Raw genomic sequence first — 19,887 nt, 5'->3', positions numbered from 1 at the left:
TTCGGGTGCGAAACGTTTGGCAAACGAGCCTTCTCCAGCCGAATTCAACTTCTTCTTGGCCTAGGCGAAGAAGACACGAAACACGAGGAGGTAGTATTACCATGGCGCGTTCACCCGACGCTGAAATCGTCGTTCTGTCGCGACGGGGAAGTCGTCAATTGTTCCCTCGGTCCCAGCTCCCGCGAAGGCGCGACCTTCGGGTCTGCGCGGACCGTACCCAGGCGAGGACACCAATGGTTGTTCGTCAGGCGGGCGTACCCCTGCGGGCCGCGGTCTGGCGCGCGCCGGAACACACCCATCCGGGAGCCTCCACATGACCCCCTTCCGCGATCGAGCCGAGGCCGGGCGTCGCCTCGCCGAACGTCTGGGTCGGTATCGGGAAAGCGGCGCGGTCGTGCTCGCGCTTCCGCAGGGCGGCGTCCCGGTCGGCTTCGTGGTCGCGCAGGCGCTGAACCTCAGCCTGGATATCATCCTTGTGCGGAAGATTGCTACGCCTGGAAATCCCGAAGTCGGCATTGGTGCCATTGTCGATGGGCCGGATCCCCACGTTTTCCTCGACGGCGCGGCGATCCTGCGCTCAGAGATCACGATGGAGCACGTCGATAGCCAGCGCGCAAAGGAACTCGCGCTACTTGCGGGGCGGCGCAGTCTCTATCGCGGCTCGCTCCCTGAGCAGGCGCTTGAGGGGCGCACCATCATTCTCGTCGACGATGGCGTTGAGACGGGCAATACCGCTCGGGCCGTGCTGAACGTGTTGCGCCAAAGGAAGGTGGGGCGCCGCGTTCTAGCCGTTCCCGTCGCTCCGGCACGCGCACTCGAAAGGTTGCGCAGCAGCGCAGAGGAGGTTGTCTGTCTCGCAACGCCAGAGCCGTTCCGGGCGGTGGAAGATCACTACCAAAACTTCGCGCAGACACGGGAAGAGGAGGTCATCGACCTTTTGTCACGGGCCGGGATGGCGTCCTGAGATGCGAACAAGAAGGCCATCGCGTGGCAGTGGCGGAAATTCGTTGGGGCGCATGCCCATGTCCTGCTCTGGTACCGCGAGATCCACTTCTAGCATGAGTTCGATCGCCTCGGTGAGCAGGGCACGGGTGAGTGCCTCGCCGGGGCAGCGGTGTCCGGCTTGCATGCAGCCACCGCCTTGCGGGATCATCGCGGCCGGCTCGTCGGGCGCAAGATGACGCGTCGGATCGAACTGCGTAGCACGCCCCCATGAAGCTTCTTCCCGGCAGGTGCCGTAGAGGTCGAGCAGCACCCAATCCCCCTTGCCGAAGTGATGCCCGTGCCAAGTAAACTCTTGGAGCACTTTTCCGCCGATCGCGGGAAAGAACGGGTAGAGCCGTCTTACCTCGTCGCCGAACGCCCGGCACATATCCTCGGTTGGCGCAGCGCGGAGTTGCAGCACCGCTTCTTTGTGCATCGCCATCGCGTGAACGGCAAAGCCGACATAGCGCCCCACCGCAACGATCGCCCGAAGGATGTTCAGCAGTTCTACGCCCGCGTCGCGATCATTTAGGCCTGTTCCGCTCGCGTCACGATGCGCGAGGAGATGGTCCACCAACCAGCCGTTCGCACCGGGTTCGGCGCGCGCCGCAGAGATTAGTTCGCGCGCCCATCGTTCCGAGCGAGCGCGCAGCCATGCAGCGCGCACACGTTTCGGACCGAAGCTGCCGGCGGAGGTGAACATCGCCTGGAATTCCTCGGTACGCTTTTCCACATCTTCGCCCGAGAAAGGCATCCCGCTCCAATGGAACGCTGTCCGGCAGAGCACCGGGCCGATAAATCGGTCGAAGCGGACGACACGCTCGCTGCTGGCGGTGCTCGCCAACCTGAATTCCCGCGCGTAGAACTGTCGCGCGCAGCGCAGTCGGTCGGGGGACATGACATCAAGAAATATCTTCCTGCGCTGCCGATGTGCCTCGCCGTCGAGGGTCTGGACGCTGCCGTGATCTTGCAGAAGCGTCATGACGCTCCGCGGCATGGCGCCTTTCCGGCTCATTCTCCCGGGCTTGTAGAACATGGCGGCGGCGCTCGCCCCCCGCACGCAGGTCACCGGGCGCAGCATGAGCCGCGTCGTGAAGGCATCAGTCCCGAGTTTTTCGCAGCGATGCGAGATGAACTCATATCCTTCCCGCAGAAACGCCAGCGTGGCATCCGGTTCGGGGCTTCTGGGGAGCGGTTGTCCCGCGTCAGAAAGCTTCATTTCTCCCTCTCCTTCTGCCTCTTACCCTTTCCCTGAAGGTGCCAGCGTCCCGAACGAAGCTGGGGCCCCGCGAAGGCGCAACCTGACGCAATGGGGCCACAAGGCGTCCGTAGTCAGACCTCATTGCTTGGGAATGTGATCCAAGAGCGCGGCTCACCCGTATAAACTGAACTATCAAGTCCATCTCCTCACCCAGTCGAAGTGAAAAAATGAATACTGGAAAAGAACAGAGCCAAGATTCGAAACGTATTTCAGAAGAACTCGAAAAGACGCTCGAAGAGATCCGCAACGAGGACATTCCAGAGCGGCTCCTCGAACTTGCCCACGAGCTTCAGACGCAACTGCGGCGAAGAGGCCACTTCGAGAACTGACGAGCCAGCTCATTCGCCGCGAACCCTGATCGAGGGAGACGGTGCACCCTCTTGCATATCGGAGGTCCGGCAAAGATAGACCTCGGGCTCCGGCCGCTGCAGGATCGTGAATCCCGCGCTCCGCAGCATTGCTTCTACCGCAGCAGCATTTGGTATAAACCAGTTTGTCGGATCGCCCGCGTATCGGTGTTCGACAAAGTGCAGGCGAGGCCAGTCGGGCCGTTGGAAAGGCGATGAATCTTCGAAGGGATAATCGGCAGATACCGGAAGGGGGTGCGCGTCGCCTCGCTGCATCGACTGGAATAGCAGGTGCTCTCGGGTCACGTAGGTCCGAAGCAGGTCGAGCGCCAGCAACGGGTGGCGCAGGTGATAGAACACGCCCATGAAAAGAACGAGGTCGAAACGTTCTTGCAGGTCCGCCACCTCGTAGACCGACATCTGCCGCAAGTCGATCTTTGCGCCAGTCACCTCCGCCGCAAGCCTCGCCTGCGCCAGATAACGTGGATCATTGTCGATGCCGAGCACCCTATCCGCACCCCGGCGCCACATCTCGATCGCGTAGAACCCGGCATTGCAGCCGATGTCGAGAACGCTGCGCCCGGACAGGTCGTCGGGCAGGACGGACTTGAACCCCTCGAACTTGAAACTCGGGTAGTCACCGAGCGGGTGATTTGGCGCGGTCTCGATCCCATCGAGGTTCAGGTTGTGAAACCATGGCCCCAGCTCGGCGATGCGTGCAGCGACGTCGCTCATTCCGCTGCCCTCGCCACCTCTCCCTCGCCGCTCCTTGTGCCCGGCAAACGCTGCGCAGAAAACCAGGCGGCGGTCTCGGCAAGGCCGTCGCGGAGCGGCACGACGGGGGCCCAGCCAAGGAGATCTCGTGCGCGATCGATCGACGGTCGCCGCCTTTTGGGATCGTCCTCGGGTAAAGGTCTGAGCACAACTTCCGAGCGCGAGCCGGTCACTTTGCGCACGATGTCGGCAAGTTCGAGGATGGTGATCTCGCTTGGGTTACCCAGGTTGACTGGTCCCGGCAGCGCTCCCTCATGAGCCATGAGCGCGACCAGGCCCCGGACGAGATCCGACACGTAGCAGAATGATCGGGTTTGTGTGCCGTCGCCGTAGATGGTGAGCGGCGCGTTTCCCAACGCCTGTGAAATCAGGTTGGATACGATGCGCCCGTCGTCGGCGCACATCCGGGGGCCATAGGTATTGAAGATCCGCGCCACGCGCACCTGCGCACTTCCGGCACGCATGTAGTCGGCGCAGAGGGTTTCAGCCACGCGTTTACCCTCGTCGTAGCAGGCGCGGGGCCCCATGGGATTGACGTGGCCAAGGTAGTTCTCGTCCTGTGGATGCTGCTCGGGGTCGCCGTACACCTCGCTGGTGGAAGCCTGCAGGAAGCGGGCTTGATGCTTGCGCGCGACCTCGAGCAGATGGTGGGTGCCGAGGACGTTGATCATGACCGTGCGAACCGGGTCCTGCTGGTAGCGGCGCGGCGACGCGGGTGAGGCCAGATTGAAAACCCAGTCTAGACGGGGCAGAGCGAGCGGCGGCAGGTCGGTGACGCTTGCCTCGATGAGCGCAAAGCGCGGGCTGTTCGCCAGAGGCCTGATGTTCTCGCGGCGGCCAGTGCTGAAGTCATCAAGGCAGATCACCTCCATCCCTCGATCGAGCAGGGCGTCGCAGAGGTGAGAGCCGACAAAGCCGCCGCCACCGGCGACGAGCGCGACGGGCTTTTGTGCCGTGAGCGTCATGCGGAAACCTTCCTTTTGGCAGAGAGGGAACGGATCACTGAGGCGAGTTCGCGGGCTCGCACGTCTCCGGTGTGCCGGCCGCGCACCGATTGATAGGCGCCGCGCGCAAGGACACGTCGCTGGGCCTCTGGTAGTGAGAGCGCGGCAACCACATCTTCTGGGCTGTCGACGATCTTCACCGCCTCGTCCTCGGGCAGCACCTCTCCAAGTCCCGGCCACCTGTCCGAGAGGATGGCGGTGCCGCAGGCCCCGGCTTCGAACAACCGGACCGAGGGCGAATGGCCAAGCTCGCGCATTGCCCTGCGCGTCAAATTGAGCGTGAAACGTTGGCGGTTGTAAAATTCTGCGTGCTGCGCCGGCGGGATGTGCTCGATATACTCCACGTTGGCGGGCCAGTTTGTGTCGTCGGGGTACTGAGCGCCGGCGACGACGAAGCGGAAGTCCGGAAGTCGCCGGGCCGGTTCCAGCAGCAGCGCCTCGAGGGCCGGTTGCCTGTCAGGACTGAAGGTGCCGAGATAGCCAAGGTCCCATTTTGCGGGCAGATCCAGAAAACGGTAGAGATCGGCGTCGACCGAGCAATAGAGCTCTTCACTTCGCGTCGCGCCACGTGACTGCAGGCGCTCCAAGGCTGCACCGCCGGCGAAGGACAGATAGAGGTCGAGTTCCGGCAGCTGGCGTTCCTCGAGGTAAGTGCAGGTTCCCTCACTGAGCGCTGCCAGCGTGACGGGGGTATCGATGTCGTAGAACAGCAGTCGGCGCGGTGCCCAGGACAACAGCAAGTCGAGAAGCGCGGCGCCTTGCGGCACATAGGAGCCCACGATCACCGCGTGCGCGGCCTCGATCCGTTCGCGCCAGGCTGCAATATCCGAGAGGCTTTCGTAGAGCGCGAGCTCGCAATAGGGTGGCTCTTCCAAGTCGCGGCGGCCCGCGTACCAGGGCTGGTCACATTCGAGGAAAAGCGCGCGATGATTTTCATGCGCAAGCCCCTTGAGCAGCGCCCGGTAGGTCGTTGCGTGGCCATTTCCCCAGGAGGACGACAGCGACAGGCCGAAGAACACGAGATCGAGCGATGAGCTCATAGGGGTGCCTCCCTCTTGGTTTTGTTCGCAAGGCCGCGCATGAGCACCGCGCTGATCTGGTCGGCGCGGTGGGTGTAGGTGTGCGCCTCGAGAAGTCTGGCGCGGGCGCGTGTGCCGATTGCCGCGGCTTGCTCCGGCCGCAGGGCTTCGAGGATTTCGAGGACATCGCTTCCGTCTCGCGCGACCAGCACCTCCCGTCCGGGTTCTAGGAACTGCTCGATCCCGTCCCAAGCATCGGTGACCAGGCACGCGCCGGCCCCGGCGGCCTCGAAAACGCGGGTAGCCGGTGAAAAGCCGGCTGCGGCCATACTGTCCCGGGCGATGTTGAGCACCGCGAGCGGCGTTGCATTGAAGGCGTTGTGCAAAGCGGTGCCGACGTGCCCCAAGGCGGCGACGTTTGGCGGCAGCGACCGGCCCTCCCAGCCAGCCCCGCCGAGCAGGAAGCGCCGGTCGGGTAGCCTCGAAGCTGGGTCAAGGAAAAAGTGATCCACGCGGGTCTCCCTGTCCGGAAGGCGGTTGCCCAGGAAGGCGAGGTCTGCTGCGAAGCGGGGATCACCGGGGACAGGGTGATGTGTTTCGGGATCGAGCGCGTTGTAGATCGGCATGCAGGCCGATGCGTTCAGGGCAAGGTAGGCATCGACCACCGGCGTGCCGCCGCCATAGGTGAGCACCTGGTCGAACGCCGGAAGGTCCCGCCGCAAGGGATGCAGAGGCTGTGCCTGAAGGGTCGCGAGTGTGGCCGGCGCATCGACATCCCACCAGACGCGCAGCGCATCCGGGCGCGCTGCGCGCAACACCTCTTGTCGCAGCGCGCTATCCTCGTAGCCAATTCCGGACGCCACGACGACCACCTGCGCGCGCGCCGCCTCGGCCGCGGCATTGCGCAATCCCTCGGCGCTGCCTTCCCAGATGTTGACCCTGCACCAGTCGGGCGGATCGATATCCCTATGCCGGCCGCGCTCCCAGACGTCGGGTTCGTGGAAAGTGACCTCCCATCCGCGTGCCGCGAGCGCCTTAATGATGCCGCGATAGTAGGTCGCGGCCCCGTTCCAGTAGCTTGAAAGCAGGCTCGATCCGTAGAAGGCCAATTGGCTCATGACACAACCTCCTTTTGCGGCAGCGCCAGTCCGTTGACGATCTTCAGAAGCTCGCGCGCGCGGTGGCGGCAGGTGTGGCGCGCGGCGATGGTCGCGAGCCCGTTACGCGACAATTCGGCGGCGAGCGCCGGATCGTGCAGAACATCGCGCAATGCGCCGTTCATCTCCTCACCATTGCCAACCTGGAGGTAATCGTGCCCGGCGCGGAACAGGCCCTCGCTGTCGCTCCATGGCGCACAGACCAGAGGTATTCCACAGGCCAGGGCCTCGAAGACCCTGATCGTAGGAATGCCGGGCAGATGGCGCACGTAGGGGCGCCGCGGGATGTGCACGGTGACCTGATGTTCGCCGAAGACGCGGGGTACGCTCGCATTGGCAATCGGTCCGGCGTAGCGCAGGCCCGCAGCATTCAGCACCTCCAGTGCTTCGGGCGGGTAGCGCACTCCGTAAGCGGTTGCCGTGAGGCCGAGATCGGCGACCGGACCGAGTAGAAACTCGGCCAGTTCCGCCGTGCGCTCCCCGTCGCCCCAGTTGCCCACCCAGACCAACTCGCCGCGTGTCTCTTGGCGGCTCTGCGGTCGGAAGAGCGTGTCATCCGCGGCCTCGTGCCAGGTGAATACCTGCCGCGCCCAGCCCGCGCCGAGATAGACCTCTCTGAGCGACTCGCCGAACGCGAGAACGCCATCGTAAGCCGACAGGTCCAAGCCGCGGATTTCGGCATCGGCGCTCGCGGCGCGGTGGTGCGTGTCATGAAACAGTAGGCGGAACGTGCCTCCCGCCGCCCGCTTGCGGCCGAGCGCGCTGACGATCGCGGGCTCGGTCCATTCATGGACGATCACCACGTCGCTCCCGTCGACGGCGCGGTCCAGATCGTCGATGCCATGATAGGTTTCGCTGCGAAGGTCGGGAAAAGTCGCGTGAAAGGCCTCGACAGCTGCGGGGCCGCAATCCTCGATCAGATTGCGGCGCGACCACCCATCCGCCGGCTCCATGGCGCGGCAGTCGTGGCCGCGCTGCTGAAGCGCCCGCATGATGCCGCGCAGGAAATGCGCATTGCCATGGTTCCAGTCGGAGACGAGGGATTGGGTGAAGAATGTAAAGCGCATGTGTCTAGTCCCCCTGCGGCTGCGCGAGCAATTTTTCGTAGATCGTTTCCATGACGCTGGCCTGCATGGCAGGCGAGAACGTCAGCGCTCTGGCCTGTGCCGCGAGCCCGAGGTGAAGCCGCTTGTCGGGTTGCGCGAGAAGCGCGCGGATTTGCCGGGCCAGTTCATCTGGATCGCTTGGAGCAAAGAACCACGCTGCGCCGTCCCAGATCTCGCGGTACACCGGAATGTCTGCGAGAAGCAGCGGCCTTCCCGCGCGGGCCGCTTCGAGCGCAGCAAGACCGAAAGGCTCATAGCAGGAGGGGGAAACGAAGATACTGGCTCCCGCGACCCTCGCGAGCGTTTCCTCGTGCGAGAGTGCGTGCTCCAGGTGCGCATGCTTCGAGCGGAATGCTTCTCCGGCTCCACCTTCGCAGGGACCGATCAGCACTACGGGTGCCTCGACACGTGCAGCGACCGCGGCAAGTACGGCTCCGTTCTTGCCCTTGTCCCACCAGCGGCCCACAGCGACGATGCTGCCGTTTCCCATTGACGGCGCTTTGAGTGGCGCGGTCGAAGCGTTCGGCACGACCTGGATGGGTTGCGTGCGATAGACCGCCCTGGTCAATTCCGCATGCGCGCGGCTCGGCGCGACAACGGCGGAGGCCTTGACCAGCCCCCGACGTGTCAGCAGCGCGTGCCAGGCAAGCTGATCAGGAATTGTTCGGCGTTCGACAGTCCGGAACCACGTCGCCATGCAGGAGTGACACACGACCACGGATGGCGGGCTGTCCTGCGGTAAGGCAGCGGCGAGGCTCGGAAGGTTGAAATGCAGAATGTCGGGCTCGTGCCGCGCGATCAACCCGGCCAGCCAGGACGGAATGTTCGAAAGCGCCGTCCGGTCGGCGACCATCCAGTCGAGCGGCTCGTCGGACCAAGACAGGTCTCCCAACTCAGCTGCCTCTGCTCGCTGGTCCGCCGTCGGTGCCGGTCCCGCGCCAGCCAACGCCAGTTGATGCCCACGTCTGGCAAGCGCCGCGCCCAGCTCCATCGTGTAGCGCCAAACACCGCCGGCGGCGTCCAGCGTCATCAGGATGCGCCTGCTCATGCCTCAACCCTCTCGAGGAAGCCTGGAACACGGTTTCGTACAAGCCATCTGGCCAAGGTTTCGAGGCCTTCGCGCCAAGGCACGTGAGGCTGCCATCCCGTGGCCTTGCGCAGCGCCGAGGTGTCAGCGACGAACCATGCCTGGTCTCCGGCGCGCCATGAGTCTGTGCGCAGACGTGGCCGCCTTGTTGTCAACCTTTCGATCTCTGCGAGCACCTCACGCAGGCTGACGGCATTGCCCGGCCCCCCGCCAAGGTTGAAAGCCCGCCCCGACAGTCTGTCGATGCCCGCGAGAACCGCCCTGTATGCGGCGACGGCGTCCGATATCTCACAGATATCGCGCACCTGCTGGCCCGTGCCATAAATGGTGATCTCCTCGTCTTGCAACGACCGGATTAGGAAATGCGCAACCCAGCCTTGGTCTTCGGTGCCCAATTGCCGCGGGCCGTAGATGCAGGACATGCGCAGAACCGCGGCGGGGAGCCCGTAGCTGCGGGCGTAGTCAAGCACGTATTGGTCTGCCACGCCCTTCGAGCATCCATAGGGAGTGGCAAATTGCAGCGGACGGCTCTCGTCCAATCCGCGCGCGAGCGCAGCGGTGACCGGGCGAGGGGGTGTCCCTTGAAGGGGGACGTCGTCAAGGCAGCCGTAAACCTTGTTTGTCGAGGCGAAGACCAACGGTATCCTCCGGCCGGTCGCGCGAAGCGTCTCGAGCAGGTTGAGCGTGCCCCGCGCGTTCACCTCGAAATCCTCGGACGGCGACAAGAGGCTGGTCGTCACAGCGGTCTGCGCTGCAAGGTGCACAACCGCCGAAGCCTCGCGAACAGCGTCTGACAATGCCTGCTCGTCGCGGACGTCGGCGGCCATTGGATGCAGGCGCGCGCCGTGGCGGGTTTCGAGCCAGGCGAGATTCTGTTCGACCCCCGCGCGCGACAGATTGTCGAGGACAATGACCTCCTCTCCATCGGACAGGCAGGCATCGGCGAGGTTGGCGCCGATGAACCCGGCACCGCCGGTGATGAGCATCGGACGGACGTGCCTAGCGACAGCAGGCGCCGAGAGACATGTCACTTCGCGCAGGCGTGCGAGGCCGCCATCCGTCAGCAGTCGGGCCAGCAGCTTTGGCTGGCCCTCGGCGGTGGTGGCCCCCATGTGATAGTGGCGCGGATCGAACCACAGCCCCTCCTGCACCGCCACATCAGGCTGAAGATCCTGCCAGCCATACCAGTACAAGCGATCCGCAGGGGCCCGGGTCGCCCGCTCGAAGCGGCGCGCCTGTTCCATCTGGTCGTTGCGCCAGGTCGAGTAACCCGTTTCGGTGATCCAGATTTCCGCCGCCGCATTGTGCCGGTCCAGGACTGTGCGCATTTCACCAAGATGCATATCCCAGCCCGCCCAAGTGCTCTGCTCGCTGTCCCAGGTTCCCGGAAAGCCGTGAAAGCCAACCGCGTGCATCAGCTCCAGCAGGCCGCGCGTGCCCATCAAGTCAAGCCAGTAGGGATCGAATGGCGCGGGACCTCCGAGCACCGGCTTCCAGCCCCGGCGACGCGCCCAATGTGCGGCCATCCCGATCATCTCGCAGAAGAGATCGAACCCGGGATCCATGCGCCAGTTCCAGTCCAGCAGATTGTTGGGCTCGTTCCAAAGCTCGACATGCTCGAAATGCTGCCCGTAGCGGGTCAGTACCGTGTCCGTAAAGTCAGCGAAATCCTGAAGGCGTTTGGGAGCGCCGCTGCTCTGGCCGGTCCGCGACAGCGACGGTGGCGTGTAATGCAGGCATGGTAGAAGCTCGATCCGCTGCGCGAGGCGCGGGATCAGCCAGTCGTACCATTCCCGGCCGCCGGGAGCATGATAATCGGCCCAGGACAGGTGCGTGCGCAGCCACAATGCGCCCGCATCCTCGATCTGCGGGAGTACCTGCTCGACCCGCGCTGCGTCGCCGGGGCGGAACCATTCGACGAACCCATAGCCACTCATGATACAAGGCCTCGAGCCGCAAGCTCCTGCCGCATCATCTGGTTCCGGTCCTCGGACGCCTCCTGCCGCACCCAGTCGACGAAGTCAGGCAGAGTTTCCTCGAGGCCATGGCGCGGAACGTAGCCGAGCATTTCGCGTGCTTTCTCGATCGAGGCGAAGCAGTTGCGGATGTCGCCGGCTCGGTACCGGTGCAGGAGCTCGGGTTTCAGATCTTCGCGTCCCATGGCCCTTGCAAGAAGCGTAGCGACCTCGAGAATGCTCCTGGGCCGGCCGGAGCCGATGTTGAATGTCTCTCCACCCACGTCGCGCGCGGTGGTCGCAAGGACGAACGCGCGCGCGACGTCCCGCACGTGGACGAAATCGCGTTGCTGCCGGCCATCCTCGAAAATGGTTGGCCGCTCGCCGGCGGCGATGCGGGAGGCAAAATTCGCGAGGACCCCCGTATACGGATTGGAAAGCGCCTGACCTGCGCCGAATACGTTGAATAGGCGCAGTGCCACGGTTGAAACGCCATAGGCGGCTCCGAAAATCAGAGCCGATTGTTCCTGCGCGTATTTTGTCAGCGCATAGATCGAGGCGAGATCGACGCGCTTGCGTTCGTCAGTGGCCATGGGCTGCAAACGCGCGCCATCCTCGTCGACCGGGTCCCAGAGACCGGTGCGAAGATCAGCGATTTTACGGCGCGTGGTTTCGTGGCAGACCCCGTAGGGGCCACTGTAGTAGCCCTCGCCATAGACGCTCATGGACGACGCGACGACAAGCCGTCGCACCGGGTGCTCGGCAATTGCTTCGAGGAGCACGGCCGTCCCGAGGTCGTTTGCCCCGACATAGCGCACGATCTCGTACATCGATTGGCCAACGCCGACCTCAGCGGCCAAGTGGATGACCGTCTCGCAACCTCGGAGCGCAGCGGATAGGCGCGGTGCATCCTGAATGTCGCCGCGCACGACTTCTGCTTCGGGGGGCAGGTCGGATGGATTAGCGCCGCTTCCGTGGACTTGGGGGATCAACGCGTCGTAGATGCGCACTCGGTTTCCAGCGCGGATCAGTTCGGCGACAACCTGACGTCCGATAAAGCCGCAGCCGCCGGTCACGAGGACAAGGCTCATCGCGCTCTCCTTTGCGAATGTTGCCGGCGTTGAACAGGCGCAGGCTCAGTATGTTCCCGGGATCGCAAACGAAAACCTAGGCGGGCGACTTCTTCTTTTTCAATGGAGACATCTTCTTCAATCGTTTCAGCATCTTCCGATCCCGGGACGCCGTGGTGTGCCGCGCATACCGACCCGCATAGGAACAAACGCCACAGTCCGTGGTTCTGATGCCGGTTTGAAGCATCCCCAGAAGAGGAAATCGCGACATGGACGGAGCATCGACTTCCACGCAGCGCCTGGCGGCGCAGGTGATAGGTCCGGGGCAAGTCCGGATGGTCCACAAGCCGCTCCCATGGCCGGATGCGGGCCAGGTGCGGGTGCGGCTCGAAGGCTGCGGTATCTGTGCGTCGAACCTAGTGCCTTGGTCCGGGCCCGCGTGGCAGAGCTATCCCCTCGCGCCGGGCGAACTGGGCCACGAAGCTTGGGGTTGGATCGACGCGGTCGGGATCGGCGTGGACCCCGCGCGCGAGGGCGAGCGCGTGGCAGTTTTCGGAACCCACGGATTTGCGTCCCACGAGGTGGTGCCCGAGGACGCGGCCCTTCCGATACCGAAGGCTCTCGAGGGAAAACCGGTGCCGGCCGAGCCTCTTGCGTGCGCTCTGTCCATCTTTCGCATGGCGCGGATCGGCAGAGGGGACCGCGTGGTGATCGTTGGCGTCGGCTTTCTGGGGGCGATGCTGACCCGCATGGCGACCGACGCAGGGGCAGCGGTCATTGCCCTCTCGCGGCGCCAGGAAAGCCTCGATCTCGCGCGGGAGCAGGGCGCCGCGACAACCGCCCTCCTTGGCGACGAAGCCGAGGTGCATGCAGCGGTCGATGCGCTGACCGATGGACAAGGCTGTGACGTCGCCATCGAATGCACCGGGAGCCAGGAGCCGCTTGATCTTGCCGGGCGGCTTCTGCGCGAGAGCGGGCGTTTGGTGATCGCGGGCTATCACCAAGAGGGGCCGCGACAGGTCGACATGCAGCTCTGGAATTGGCGGGCGCTCGAGATCGTCAACGCGCATGTGCGCGACCGCAGTACGGTTCTCGAAACCATGCGTGAGGCGATGGACCTCTGGTCCGAAGGGGCTATCGATCCCTCCTCTTTGTTGACCCATGTGTATCCGCTGGAGCGCCTGTCCGATGGGCTGGACGCAACGCGAGACAAGCCTCCGCGTTTCGTGAAAGGTCTGGTCATGATGCCTTTTTCGCGAAAGCGTCTGAGGCTCGCCTTTCTGGGCCTTGGCTGGATCGGGCGGGACCGCATGGAACGGCTTTCCGCGAGCGGGCTGGCGGACGTGGTCGCGCTGGCGGATTCGGATCAGAATGCACTGGCCGCCTGCCAAGCCACCGCGCGCCATGCGACGCAGGCGCAAGCGCTGGAAGACATCTTTACTGAGCGCCCCGATGCCGTTGTCATTGCCACGCCTTCCGCAGGTCACGCCGAGCAGGCTATTCGCACTCTGGAGGCTGGAATGGCGGTCTTCTGTCAGAAACCTCTGGGCCGGACGGCGGGAGAGACCGCCGCAGTCGTGGATGCGGCGCGACGGGCTGACAAGCTGCTGGCGGTAGATCTTAGTTATCGGCACACCGAGGCAGCCCGAGCGCTGCAGCGCGAGATCTCTTCGGGGCGTCTGGGAGAGCTGAGTTTCGTGGACCTGTGCTTTCACAACAGCTATGGACCGGATAAGGAGTGGTTTTACGACCGGCATCGCGCCGGTGGTGGATGTCTGACCGACCTAGGTACACATCTGGTCGACTTGGCGCTGTGGTTGCTCGACTGGCCCGAAATGAAATGTACCTCGGCGCAGGTGCGCCACAGAGGTAGCCGTGTTCCCATCGAAGGAAGCGCGGTTGAGGATTTTGCTTTGGCGACACTGGAAACGCCATCGGGCCTGCCGATCCGCCTGTCGTGCTCGTGGAAGCTTCCGGCGGGACAGGATGCCGAGATCAGTGCCAGCTTCTACGGTGCAGGGGGCGGCGTGAGTATGCGCAATCTCGGCGGGTCGTTCTATGATTTTGAGACCCGTCGGCTTAACGGCTGCACATCCGAGATTCTGGCCTCGCCGCCGGATGACTGGAGTGGCCGCGCCGCCATGGCCTGGCTCGACCGATTGGCACATGATAGCGGCTTTGATCCCGCGTGTGGGCGGCTGATCGATGTGGCCGCAGTGCTGGACGATATCTACGCCAGCGCCGGAGTTCTGCGTGGCCCCCTCTTTCATCTTCCATAACCTGCCCGCGGGGCGCGCGTTTTCGCCGATCGATTTTTTGCGTGCCGCACCTTCATTGACCGAGAGAGTCCGGGACCTAGGGTTGAAGTATGCAGAGAGATGCGGCGTTGCGTATTTCCTATCGATTGACCTGGTTTGCTGCTCTAGGGACGCCGCGCTCGATCAACCCAATAGACTCGCAGGAGATTGCGGTACTGTCACCCCAACCTCGTGCCGGGCAGCTCTGACCGCTCTCCCAGCACTCCGGAGGGAAACAGTAGTCCGGCCCTGTGGGGTAAATCGAGGAAGTGATCATGCCCAACGTTGCCGACAGAACTCAGGACGAGGTCGATGTTGTCCAGTACATTCCGGCGCTGCGTGCCTACGCCTGGACGCTGACCCGCGCGCAACAGGACGTTGATGACCTCGTGCAGGAAACCCTTATGAAGGCGATCGCGAATATCGACCGGTTTCAAGCTGGCACCAATCTGCGCGCCTGGCTGATGACCATCATGCGCAACAGTTTTTACAACAATGTCGCCAAGCGCTCGCGTGAGCGCACGGGAGGGGAGGATTGCGCCTCCTCGATGGCCTGGGTGAACGGCACGCAAGAGTGGACGGTCCGGGGCGGCGAGATTGCCCGGGCGATCATGCGACTGCCGGCCCATTACCGCGAGACTTTGATCCTCGTGGTCATGCTGGGCGAGAGCTACGAGACGACGGCGGCGATCTGCGGCGTGAAGATGGGGACGATCAAGAGCCGGGTGAACCGGGCTCGCGCCATGGTGCTCGAGGAACTTGGCGAAAAGGACTGACGCGCATGCCAATCCTCAGCACAAGCCTCCAAACCGTTGAGGGCAAGCGCTCCTGGCCATCATCAAAGGGTGGACGAAGGATTACGCTGCAAAAATAACACGGTCAGCTGCGAGATGTTCGCACTTAAACTCAAGAGCCTACGGAGATTCCCATGAATCGCATCGTTACTATTGATAGCAACCATATTGTCGCGCTCTTCACTCCAGACCAAGCAGCTTTGCGCAAGGTGGCTGCTTCCGGAATGATGAGTGTCGTCAACTTCCGCAAGGCGGACGAGACCGGCGGTATGGCATTGCCCGAAGAACATCGCGTGGCCGAGGCGGTGGGGCTCAACTACTTGCATCACCCAGTGAGCGTTGAAGAACTGGACGAAGAGGGGGTCGACAACTTCCGGCGATCCATCGACGATCTGCCACAGCCGGTTTTTCTGCACTGCTCCTCCGGCGCCAGGGCTGGCGCAATGGCGCTCATGGCTCTTGCGGCGGAAAACGGTTGGGACGGAGTGACCGCTTTGCAGTATGGCCGGGATCGGGGTTTGGATCTTTCAAAGGAAAAGATCGCTGATTTCGTTCAGGCCTATGCAGATCGTAAGTCGGGAAGGTAGGCTATTGGAGTCCACGGGCATTTAGACGTTCGTCTTCTTGTTCTTCAATGCATCGCTGGCTCCTCTGGACGGCCAGATGAACTTCCCCGCCTCGAGCCGCTTCGTGTAGAGCGACATGCCGACACCATCGTGCCAGAGCAACTTCACCAGGTCGCCCTTGCGGCCGCGGAAGCAGAAGATCTCGCCAGCATGCGGATCGCGCCCGAGCCCCTGCTGAACCGTCAGAGCCAAGGTGTTCATGCCGCGCCGCATGTCGGTCACCCCACCTGCGATCCAGACGCGCACCCCCGCCGGGAACGCGATCATCGTCCTTCCAGCACGGGCAAGAGGCGGGCCAGGGCATCGGGATCAACGGCCGAGGACACAAGCAAACGCCGCCCGTTCCTGAGCACGATCTCCAGCTGGACATTCTTGGCGGCAGCACGTGGCGACGGATCGGATACATCGGGCGCGAGAGTAAGCGGCACAAATGCCGGACCTGTCTCGAGGTCCAACTCACCGTTCCGATACTGACGCCGCCAAGTCGTCAGAAGGGAACGCGAGATCCCATGCCGCCGCGCCGTCGCTGTGACCTGGCGGTGTCCCAGATAGCTTTCCTTCACGACTTGGAGCTTATCCACATCGTTCCAGTGTCGCCGACGCGGAACATCCCCGGCTGCCAGGATCTCGATCTCGGGTGTGAACTTTAGATCGACCATAAGGTCGGACTTAGCATCACGCCCAAATCCCCGTCAGACGGCCCTCGCCGGAGGCGTACACGGCATCCAAGCGCTATTGCGATCGTCAGGATGCCGACCAGAGCCTCGCCGTACTCCTAGACGAAACGGTCTCGAACCCAGCGATGTGCCGGAAGGTCGTTTCTCAGTCGGTCTGGCATTCATAGAAGCCGCGATAGCCGACCGTCAGACCCTGATCGAGTTCAAAGATGAGTTCGGCGTCCGAGCGCCCGTCGGCCTCATCTCCTAGCGGCCGGACGGTCATAGCGACGCCCCGCGCCGTGAACTCGAGACTGTGGTCGGTCTCAGCGTCCGTCTCGAGGGGCACGAGTACGCCGTTGAGCTTCATGGCCGCCCGTCCGCCTTTCGATGCCCACAGGATCGGATCGGTCTCGGGGCTGCGGTTGAAGACGCAGCGGGGCCCCGGCTCTAGAATTTGCTCTGCCTCAGCCTCCGGCAATGGCGACGCATCGAGGGTGGAAATCAGGGCGCGACCGATGGCATCGTCGATCGTTCCGACCTCGGCCGGCGGGTCCTGGTAGATTGTCTCGGCGACGCTGCCCTCCGAGACCTCGGCGATCAGGTAGCGCATTTCGGCGATCTCGCGCCGCTGTGCGCCGATGATTTCGTCGGCGAGCTTCCGGACGCGCGGATCGCGGATCTGCGCCCGCTCCGACGTCATCACGGCGATCGAGTGGTGCGGGATCATCGCCCGCATGTAGCTCGGGCCCGACACTGTCACTTGACTGCGTACCAGCCACAGGCTCAAGGCGAAGACGATCACGGCGCCTGCGAAGATCGCGATGTTGAGGGTCTTGTTTGAATACATGCCGAGCATGTAGGCCAGCATGATGACCGCCATCGTCGCGCCCATCGTGATCGCCATGTAGGTTCGCGTCTCGGAGAAAAAGACGTGCTCCCAAGCGTAGGTGTTCAGGTACATCAGGATGAACATCACCACCGTGGAGGTGAGGATCATCAATCCGAAACGGATATAAGACATAGGTTCTCTTGCTCCCTAGTTGGCTGACGCGGCGGGCTCCGTCCCGATGCCGCGCGTTGCCTCACCCGGGGGGTGACTGCGTCCTCGGCCACCGCGCCAGTCAGAGCGCGATACTTCTCGGGTGATAGCCCCGGCAGTTGAGAAACGAATGTGGTCAGTCCAGCAATCTCTTCTGGACCGTGATGGGTGCCGAAGGCAGGCATCCCGCTCATCTTGATGCCCTTGTCGACGATCCAGTAGATCTCCTCGGCGCTCCACTCGGCGGCCGCTTCCGTCAGATGCGGCGGCTCGGGCCGCATGGCTCGAGACCAATCTGTCGGATCCTGCCCCGGCGCGCCGTGGCAATAGACGCAGGTCTTGGCGTAGTGACCCGCGCCCTCGGCGACGAGTTCGTCAGTGAAGGTCTCCGGAAGTTCGATGTTCTCAGAGCGCCGCTCGACGGAGCGGTGCACCGCCGTGTCGAGCGTCCATCGGACCGCGTCTGCGTGCTGGTCGGATGCCGCCACGTTGTAGGCACCGGTGTAAGCGATGGTGAGTAAAGTGGCGACAGCCACAAGGACTGTCGCGATGATCCCGCCGATGATCCCAATGGCCAATGGGTGCTTTTGCATGAATGACCTCCCTGTTGACCGCTGCGACGACGCGAAATTAGTGCACGATCGCCCAAGGTACTCCTTTGCGCGTACGCTCCCTAAACAGGAGGTCGCCACCGTTGTTCCCGGAATCTTTTCAGGTCAGAGGATGGTTCATGCGGCGCGAAACGGGGTTTTGATGAGCGAAATATCACATGCAGGGAGCTCGTCAGTTGTTCGCTCGCCTAGGGCCAACCGCGCGCCGTCGCGCGGATGATCGTGCAGGGACGCTATTGCATCGACATCCTGAACCAGGTGCTCGCCGTCCATTCCGCGCTTCCATAGGTCGCAAGGCCGGTTCTTCAGGTATCGTGCGGATAGACGCGGGGAATACCCAAATCCAACCTGCAGACTCTCGTTATGAATGAGGGACCGGCAGGGGGCAGGTCAAAGTTTGCTGACAATATTGCGCTTGCCTGGAACATCTCGGCCCTTGTGATGTTGGTATTGGGGAGGAACTCATCGTGAACCATGAACCGAAGAAACCGGCTACGCGCTCTACTCCTGTCGCTGAAGGAGGGCGTCACAGTTCGTCGCGCGGGAGGTCAGAGGGGACCAGGCAAGATGTCAATGGTCAAGGTCGAAAGACCGAGGATTATGTAGAGCGTGAGCCGCGACTCCATCAAGCGCAGCGGGTTTCGCCTGGGGGCAATAAGCCCACAACGGCGATGTGCGAGAAGGAGGGAGAGCCAGGGTTGGTTAACAAAGACGAAGATTGCTAAGTCGCTGGCCAAAGGAAACCACATACAGGCCCTATGCATCTGCCCGGACTGCCTACTGCTGGTGGCGCCGGAGGCCGGAAGGCGGATGCCGCCAGAACTCGGTGATTTTCGAAACGGCGGTAGGCCGTCTGGTACGAAGTGATTGGTCACATCTTTCGTGGAGGTGAGTCTCCGCGAGCGTCTGCGAGCGAGCGGAGCATTCTTCGAGCCACGGCGCTGGACGTGTCTGGGCGCTGGTCAATGTTGCCGTTGTCGAAACTCCCAAGCTTGGGATCGTCACCGACGGTAGTCCGACACATCGTGATGGAATTCGCAACCTGAGGGGCGCTAGGGATGGAACCGTCGAAGGCTCGCGAGAGCGACATGAGCATACCTCCCATAAGACCAGACGGACTACAAATCGACGAAAAGAGGCGCCTGCAGTCTCGCTTGTGGTCGTTGCAGCGCTTGGGTTGGCTTGTGTTCGGAGTGGTGGTCGCTTTAGCGCTTCTAGGCCTGACGGGCAGCGGAGGTCCTCTGCAGAAGCAGGTTATCGAGTTCACGCAAGCACAAGTCGAGATGCCTCGGGTTTCACGATGGGAAGGGGCCGATGCGGTAAAGTTAACATTCCATACCGCCTCCGATACGCCAGAGTTTACCCTAAATCAGGCATTTATGGACCATTTCAAGATCGAGCGCATCCAGCCCGAGCCCGTAAGCAGCACACTTGTGACGGATGGGGAGCGGTTTAGGTTCGAAGCTGCGGGCGACGCGCCTCACGCGGTGAAGGTTGAAATGCGAGCCATGCATTTCGGATGGATCAGATTTGTGCTCGCGATTGGTGACGAGCGTAAAAATGCAGGCATCCTCGTTCTACCTTAGGAGGTTAGATGGATTCTGTTATCCGTGGCGTCGCAGTTTATGCGTTTCTGCTCATAGCGATGCGCATCACCGGGCGGCGAACGCTCGCGCAAGCAACTCCCTTTGACTTCGTACTGCTGCTGATTATTGCCGAGACAACGCAACAAGCCCTGCTGGGAGATGATTTCTCGATTTCGAACAGCATCATCTTGATCTTGACACTGTTCTTGGTGGATGTCCTCCTTTCCTTTGCCAAGCGCAGCTCTTCAAGCCTCGCCGAGTGGCTCGACGGAACACCGACTGTCCTGATCAGCGGTGGCAGGATCGACGGTGAGGCGATGCGCCGAGCGCGCGTCAGCGTCGCGGACATTCTGGAAGCGGCGCGCCTGCAACACGGGATAAAGACTCTCGATGATATAGAGGCGGCCGTGCTCGAAACGAGCGGGGGGATCAGCATCATTCCCAAGGAGCGATAGATTTTCGGAGCCACCAAACACGTTCAGGTTGGGCTCTTGAAAATCTTCCCAACGCC

General features: G+C 62.8%; 20 protein-coding genes and 1 pseudogene. 8 read left to right on the top strand and 13 right to left on the bottom strand.

The window, feature by feature from the left end; genetic code table 11:
- Positions 1-313: 313 nt before the first annotated feature.
- Positions 314-964 carry a phosphoribosyltransferase gene (locus G0D83_RS06740; protein ID WP_164190895.1) on the top strand — a complete coding sequence of 217 codons (651 nt, stop codon included), beginning with the start codon at positions 314-316 and terminating at the stop codon, positions 962-964.
- Here G0D83_RS06740 and G0D83_RS06735 read toward each other — a convergent pair.
- A complete protein-coding gene (locus G0D83_RS06735) occupies positions 941-2,203 on the bottom strand; it encodes a cytochrome P450 (protein ID WP_164190892.1) in 1,263 nt (420 codons plus the stop codon). The genes G0D83_RS06740 and G0D83_RS06735 overlap by 24 nt on opposite strands.
- 209 nt (positions 2,204-2,412) lie before the next feature.
- Between G0D83_RS06735 and G0D83_RS06730 the strand changes: the two genes are divergently transcribed.
- Positions 2,413-2,574 (top strand): hypothetical protein, encoded by a 162-nt coding sequence (locus G0D83_RS06730; protein ID WP_164190889.1) that lies wholly within the window; start codon positions 2,413-2,415, stop codon positions 2,572-2,574.
- A gap of 9 nt (positions 2,575-2,583) precedes the next feature.
- Here the strand turns inward: G0D83_RS06730 and G0D83_RS06725 are convergent, their stop codons facing one another.
- The 8 genes from G0D83_RS06725 to G0D83_RS06690 are packed head-to-tail and all read right to left on the bottom strand — an operon-like array spanning position 2,584 to position 11,785.
- On the bottom strand, positions 2,584-3,327 hold the full coding sequence (locus G0D83_RS06725; RefSeq protein ID WP_164190884.1) for a TIGR04290 family methyltransferase: 744 nt from the start codon (positions 3,325-3,327) through the stop codon (positions 2,584-2,586).
- Entirely contained in the window at positions 3,324-4,331 is a 1,008-nt protein-coding gene (locus G0D83_RS06720; RefSeq protein WP_164190880.1) for a UDP-glucuronic acid decarboxylase family protein, read from the bottom strand. Before G0D83_RS06720 ends, G0D83_RS06725 begins: the two co-directional genes overlap by 4 nt.
- The gene (locus tag G0D83_RS06715) at positions 4,328-5,410 is read right to left on the bottom strand and encodes a glycosyltransferase (protein WP_164190876.1); all 1,083 of its coding nucleotides are present in this window, start codon (positions 5,408-5,410) and stop codon (positions 4,328-4,330) included. The genes G0D83_RS06720 and G0D83_RS06715 overlap by 4 nt, the downstream gene beginning before the upstream one ends.
- A complete protein-coding gene (locus G0D83_RS06710; protein WP_164190872.1) occupies positions 5,407-6,507 on the bottom strand; it encodes a glycosyltransferase in 1,101 nt (366 codons plus the stop codon). The genes G0D83_RS06715 and G0D83_RS06710 overlap by 4 nt, the downstream gene beginning before the upstream one ends.
- Positions 6,504-7,613: a glycosyltransferase gene (locus G0D83_RS06705; protein WP_164190868.1), complete on the bottom strand. Its 1,110-nt coding sequence runs from the start codon at positions 7,611-7,613 to the stop codon at positions 6,504-6,506. The genes G0D83_RS06710 and G0D83_RS06705 overlap by 4 nt, the downstream gene beginning before the upstream one ends.
- A gap of 4 nt (positions 7,614-7,617) precedes the next feature.
- Positions 7,618-8,700, bottom strand: coding sequence for a glycosyltransferase family 4 protein (locus tag G0D83_RS06700; RefSeq protein ID WP_164190866.1), 1,083 nt, complete (start codon positions 8,698-8,700; stop codon positions 7,618-7,620).
- On the bottom strand, positions 8,697-10,679 hold the full coding sequence (locus G0D83_RS06695) for an SDR family NAD(P)-dependent oxidoreductase (RefSeq protein ID WP_164191181.1): 1,983 nt from the start codon (positions 10,677-10,679) through the stop codon (positions 8,697-8,699). Before G0D83_RS06695 ends, G0D83_RS06700 begins: the two co-directional genes overlap by 4 nt.
- Positions 10,673-11,785: an NAD(P)-dependent oxidoreductase gene (locus G0D83_RS06690; protein WP_164190864.1), complete on the bottom strand. Its 1,113-nt coding sequence runs from the start codon at positions 11,783-11,785 to the stop codon at positions 10,673-10,675. Before G0D83_RS06690 ends, G0D83_RS06695 begins: the two co-directional genes overlap by 7 nt.
- 248 nt (positions 11,786-12,033) lie before the next feature.
- On the opposite strand from G0D83_RS06690, the gene G0D83_RS32080 reads away from it, so the two are divergent.
- The 3 genes from G0D83_RS32080 to G0D83_RS06670 all read left to right on the top strand — a co-directional run bounded on the left by G0D83_RS32080 (position 12,034) and on the right by G0D83_RS06670 (position 15,442).
- Positions 12,034-14,043: a Gfo/Idh/MocA family oxidoreductase gene (locus G0D83_RS32080; RefSeq protein ID WP_235958004.1), complete on the top strand. Its 2,010-nt coding sequence runs from the start codon at positions 12,034-12,036 to the stop codon at positions 14,041-14,043.
- 293 nt (positions 14,044-14,336) lie between these two features.
- The gene (locus tag G0D83_RS06675) at positions 14,337-14,837 is read left to right on the top strand and encodes a sigma-70 family RNA polymerase sigma factor (protein ID WP_164190862.1); all 501 of its coding nucleotides are present in this window, start codon (positions 14,337-14,339) and stop codon (positions 14,835-14,837) included.
- 152 nt (positions 14,838-14,989) lie between these two features.
- Positions 14,990-15,442 (top strand): beta-lactamase hydrolase domain-containing protein, encoded by a 453-nt coding sequence (locus tag G0D83_RS06670; RefSeq protein ID WP_164190860.1) that lies wholly within the window; start codon positions 14,990-14,992, stop codon positions 15,440-15,442.
- Between the two features lie 21 nt (positions 15,443-15,463).
- On the opposite strand, the gene tnpB is transcribed toward G0D83_RS06670, so the two are convergent.
- From tnpB to G0D83_RS06650, 4 genes are all read right to left on the bottom strand, one after another.
- Entirely contained in the window at positions 15,464-15,748 is a 285-nt protein-coding gene (gene tnpB, locus G0D83_RS06665) for an IS66 family insertion sequence element accessory protein TnpB (RefSeq protein WP_164190857.1), read from the bottom strand.
- Positions 15,745-16,140, bottom strand: coding sequence for a transposase (locus G0D83_RS06660; RefSeq protein WP_164190855.1), 396 nt, complete (start codon positions 16,138-16,140; stop codon positions 15,745-15,747). The genes tnpB and G0D83_RS06660 overlap by 4 nt, the downstream gene beginning before the upstream one ends.
- 163 nt (positions 16,141-16,303) lie before the next feature.
- Positions 16,304-17,161: a DUF305 domain-containing protein gene (locus G0D83_RS06655; RefSeq protein ID WP_164190853.1), complete on the bottom strand. Its 858-nt coding sequence runs from the start codon at positions 17,159-17,161 to the stop codon at positions 16,304-16,306.
- Positions 17,137-17,772: a cytochrome c gene (locus G0D83_RS06650; RefSeq protein ID WP_164190852.1), complete on the bottom strand. Its 636-nt coding sequence runs from the start codon at positions 17,770-17,772 to the stop codon at positions 17,137-17,139. Before G0D83_RS06650 ends, G0D83_RS06655 begins: the two co-directional genes overlap by 25 nt.
- Positions 17,773-17,994: 222 nt before the next feature.
- Between G0D83_RS06650 and G0D83_RS32710 the strand changes: the two are divergent.
- From G0D83_RS32710 to G0D83_RS06635, 3 genes and pseudogenes are all read left to right on the top strand, one after another.
- Positions 17,995-18,078: pseudogene (locus G0D83_RS32710) on the top strand (metal-sensing transcriptional repressor); the annotation flags it as partial.
- A gap of 770 nt (positions 18,079-18,848) precedes the next feature.
- Positions 18,849-19,376, top strand: coding sequence for a hypothetical protein (locus tag G0D83_RS06640; protein WP_164190851.1), 528 nt, complete (start codon positions 18,849-18,851; stop codon positions 19,374-19,376).
- A gap of 8 nt (positions 19,377-19,384) precedes the next feature.
- Positions 19,385-19,831 carry a DUF421 domain-containing protein gene (locus G0D83_RS06635; RefSeq protein WP_164190850.1) on the top strand — a complete coding sequence of 149 codons (447 nt, stop codon included), beginning with the start codon at positions 19,385-19,387 and terminating at the stop codon, positions 19,829-19,831.
- The last annotated feature ends 56 nt before the right edge of the window (positions 19,832-19,887 follow it).

Source organism: Salipiger sp. PrR003 (assembly GCF_010500785.1).
Classification (GTDB): domain Bacteria; phylum Pseudomonadota; class Alphaproteobacteria; order Rhodobacterales; family Rhodobacteraceae; genus Salipiger; species Salipiger pacificus_A.
The sequence above is the reverse complement of the archived record's forward strand: the minus strand, read 5'-3'. Positions and strand labels throughout refer to the sequence as shown.

Excerpts from the sequence above, each read along its gene's own strand:
- G0D83_RS06740 (WP_164190895.1), top strand. The coding sequence starts at position 314 with ATGACCCCCTTCCGCGATCGAGCCGAGGCCGGGCGTCGCCTCGCCGAA.
- G0D83_RS06735 (WP_164190892.1), bottom strand. The coding sequence starts at position 2,203 with ATGAAGCTTTCTGACGCGGGACAACCGCTCCCCAGAAGCCCCGAACCG.
- G0D83_RS06730 (WP_164190889.1), top strand. The coding sequence starts at position 2,413 with ATGAATACTGGAAAAGAACAGAGCCAAGATTCGAAACGTATTTCAGAA.
- G0D83_RS06725 (WP_164190884.1), bottom strand. The coding sequence starts at position 3,327 with ATGAGCGACGTCGCTGCACGCATCGCCGAGCTGGGGCCATGGTTTCAC.
- G0D83_RS06720 (WP_164190880.1), bottom strand. The coding sequence starts at position 4,331 with ATGACGCTCACGGCACAAAAGCCCGTCGCGCTCGTCGCCGGTGGCGGC.
- G0D83_RS06715 (WP_164190876.1), bottom strand. The coding sequence starts at position 5,410 with ATGAGCTCATCGCTCGATCTCGTGTTCTTCGGCCTGTCGCTGTCGTCC.
- G0D83_RS06710 (WP_164190872.1), bottom strand. The coding sequence starts at position 6,507 with ATGAGCCAATTGGCCTTCTACGGATCGAGCCTGCTTTCAAGCTACTGG.
- G0D83_RS06705 (WP_164190868.1), bottom strand. The coding sequence starts at position 7,613 with ATGCGCTTTACATTCTTCACCCAATCCCTCGTCTCCGACTGGAACCAT.
- G0D83_RS06700 (WP_164190866.1), bottom strand. The coding sequence starts at position 8,700 with ATGAGCAGGCGCATCCTGATGACGCTGGACGCCGCCGGCGGTGTTTGG.
- G0D83_RS06690 (WP_164190864.1), bottom strand. The coding sequence starts at position 11,785 with ATGAGCCTTGTCCTCGTGACCGGCGGCTGCGGCTTTATCGGACGTCAG.
- G0D83_RS32080 (WP_235958004.1), top strand. The coding sequence starts at position 12,034 with ATGGACGGAGCATCGACTTCCACGCAGCGCCTGGCGGCGCAGGTGATA.
- G0D83_RS06675 (WP_164190862.1), top strand. The coding sequence starts at position 14,337 with ATGCCCAACGTTGCCGACAGAACTCAGGACGAGGTCGATGTTGTCCAG.
- G0D83_RS06670 (WP_164190860.1), top strand. The coding sequence starts at position 14,990 with ATGAATCGCATCGTTACTATTGATAGCAACCATATTGTCGCGCTCTTC.
- tnpB (WP_164190857.1), bottom strand. The coding sequence starts at position 15,748 with ATGATCGCGTTCCCGGCGGGGGTGCGCGTCTGGATCGCAGGTGGGGTG.
- G0D83_RS06660 (WP_164190855.1), bottom strand. The coding sequence starts at position 16,140 with ATGGTCGATCTAAAGTTCACACCCGAGATCGAGATCCTGGCAGCCGGG.
- G0D83_RS06655 (WP_164190853.1), bottom strand. The coding sequence starts at position 17,161 with ATGTCTTATATCCGTTTCGGATTGATGATCCTCACCTCCACGGTGGTG.
- G0D83_RS06650 (WP_164190852.1), bottom strand. The coding sequence starts at position 17,772 with ATGCAAAAGCACCCATTGGCCATTGGGATCATCGGCGGGATCATCGCG.
- G0D83_RS06640 (WP_164190851.1), top strand. The coding sequence starts at position 18,849 with ATGGAACCGTCGAAGGCTCGCGAGAGCGACATGAGCATACCTCCCATA.
- G0D83_RS06635 (WP_164190850.1), top strand. The coding sequence starts at position 19,385 with ATGGATTCTGTTATCCGTGGCGTCGCAGTTTATGCGTTTCTGCTCATA.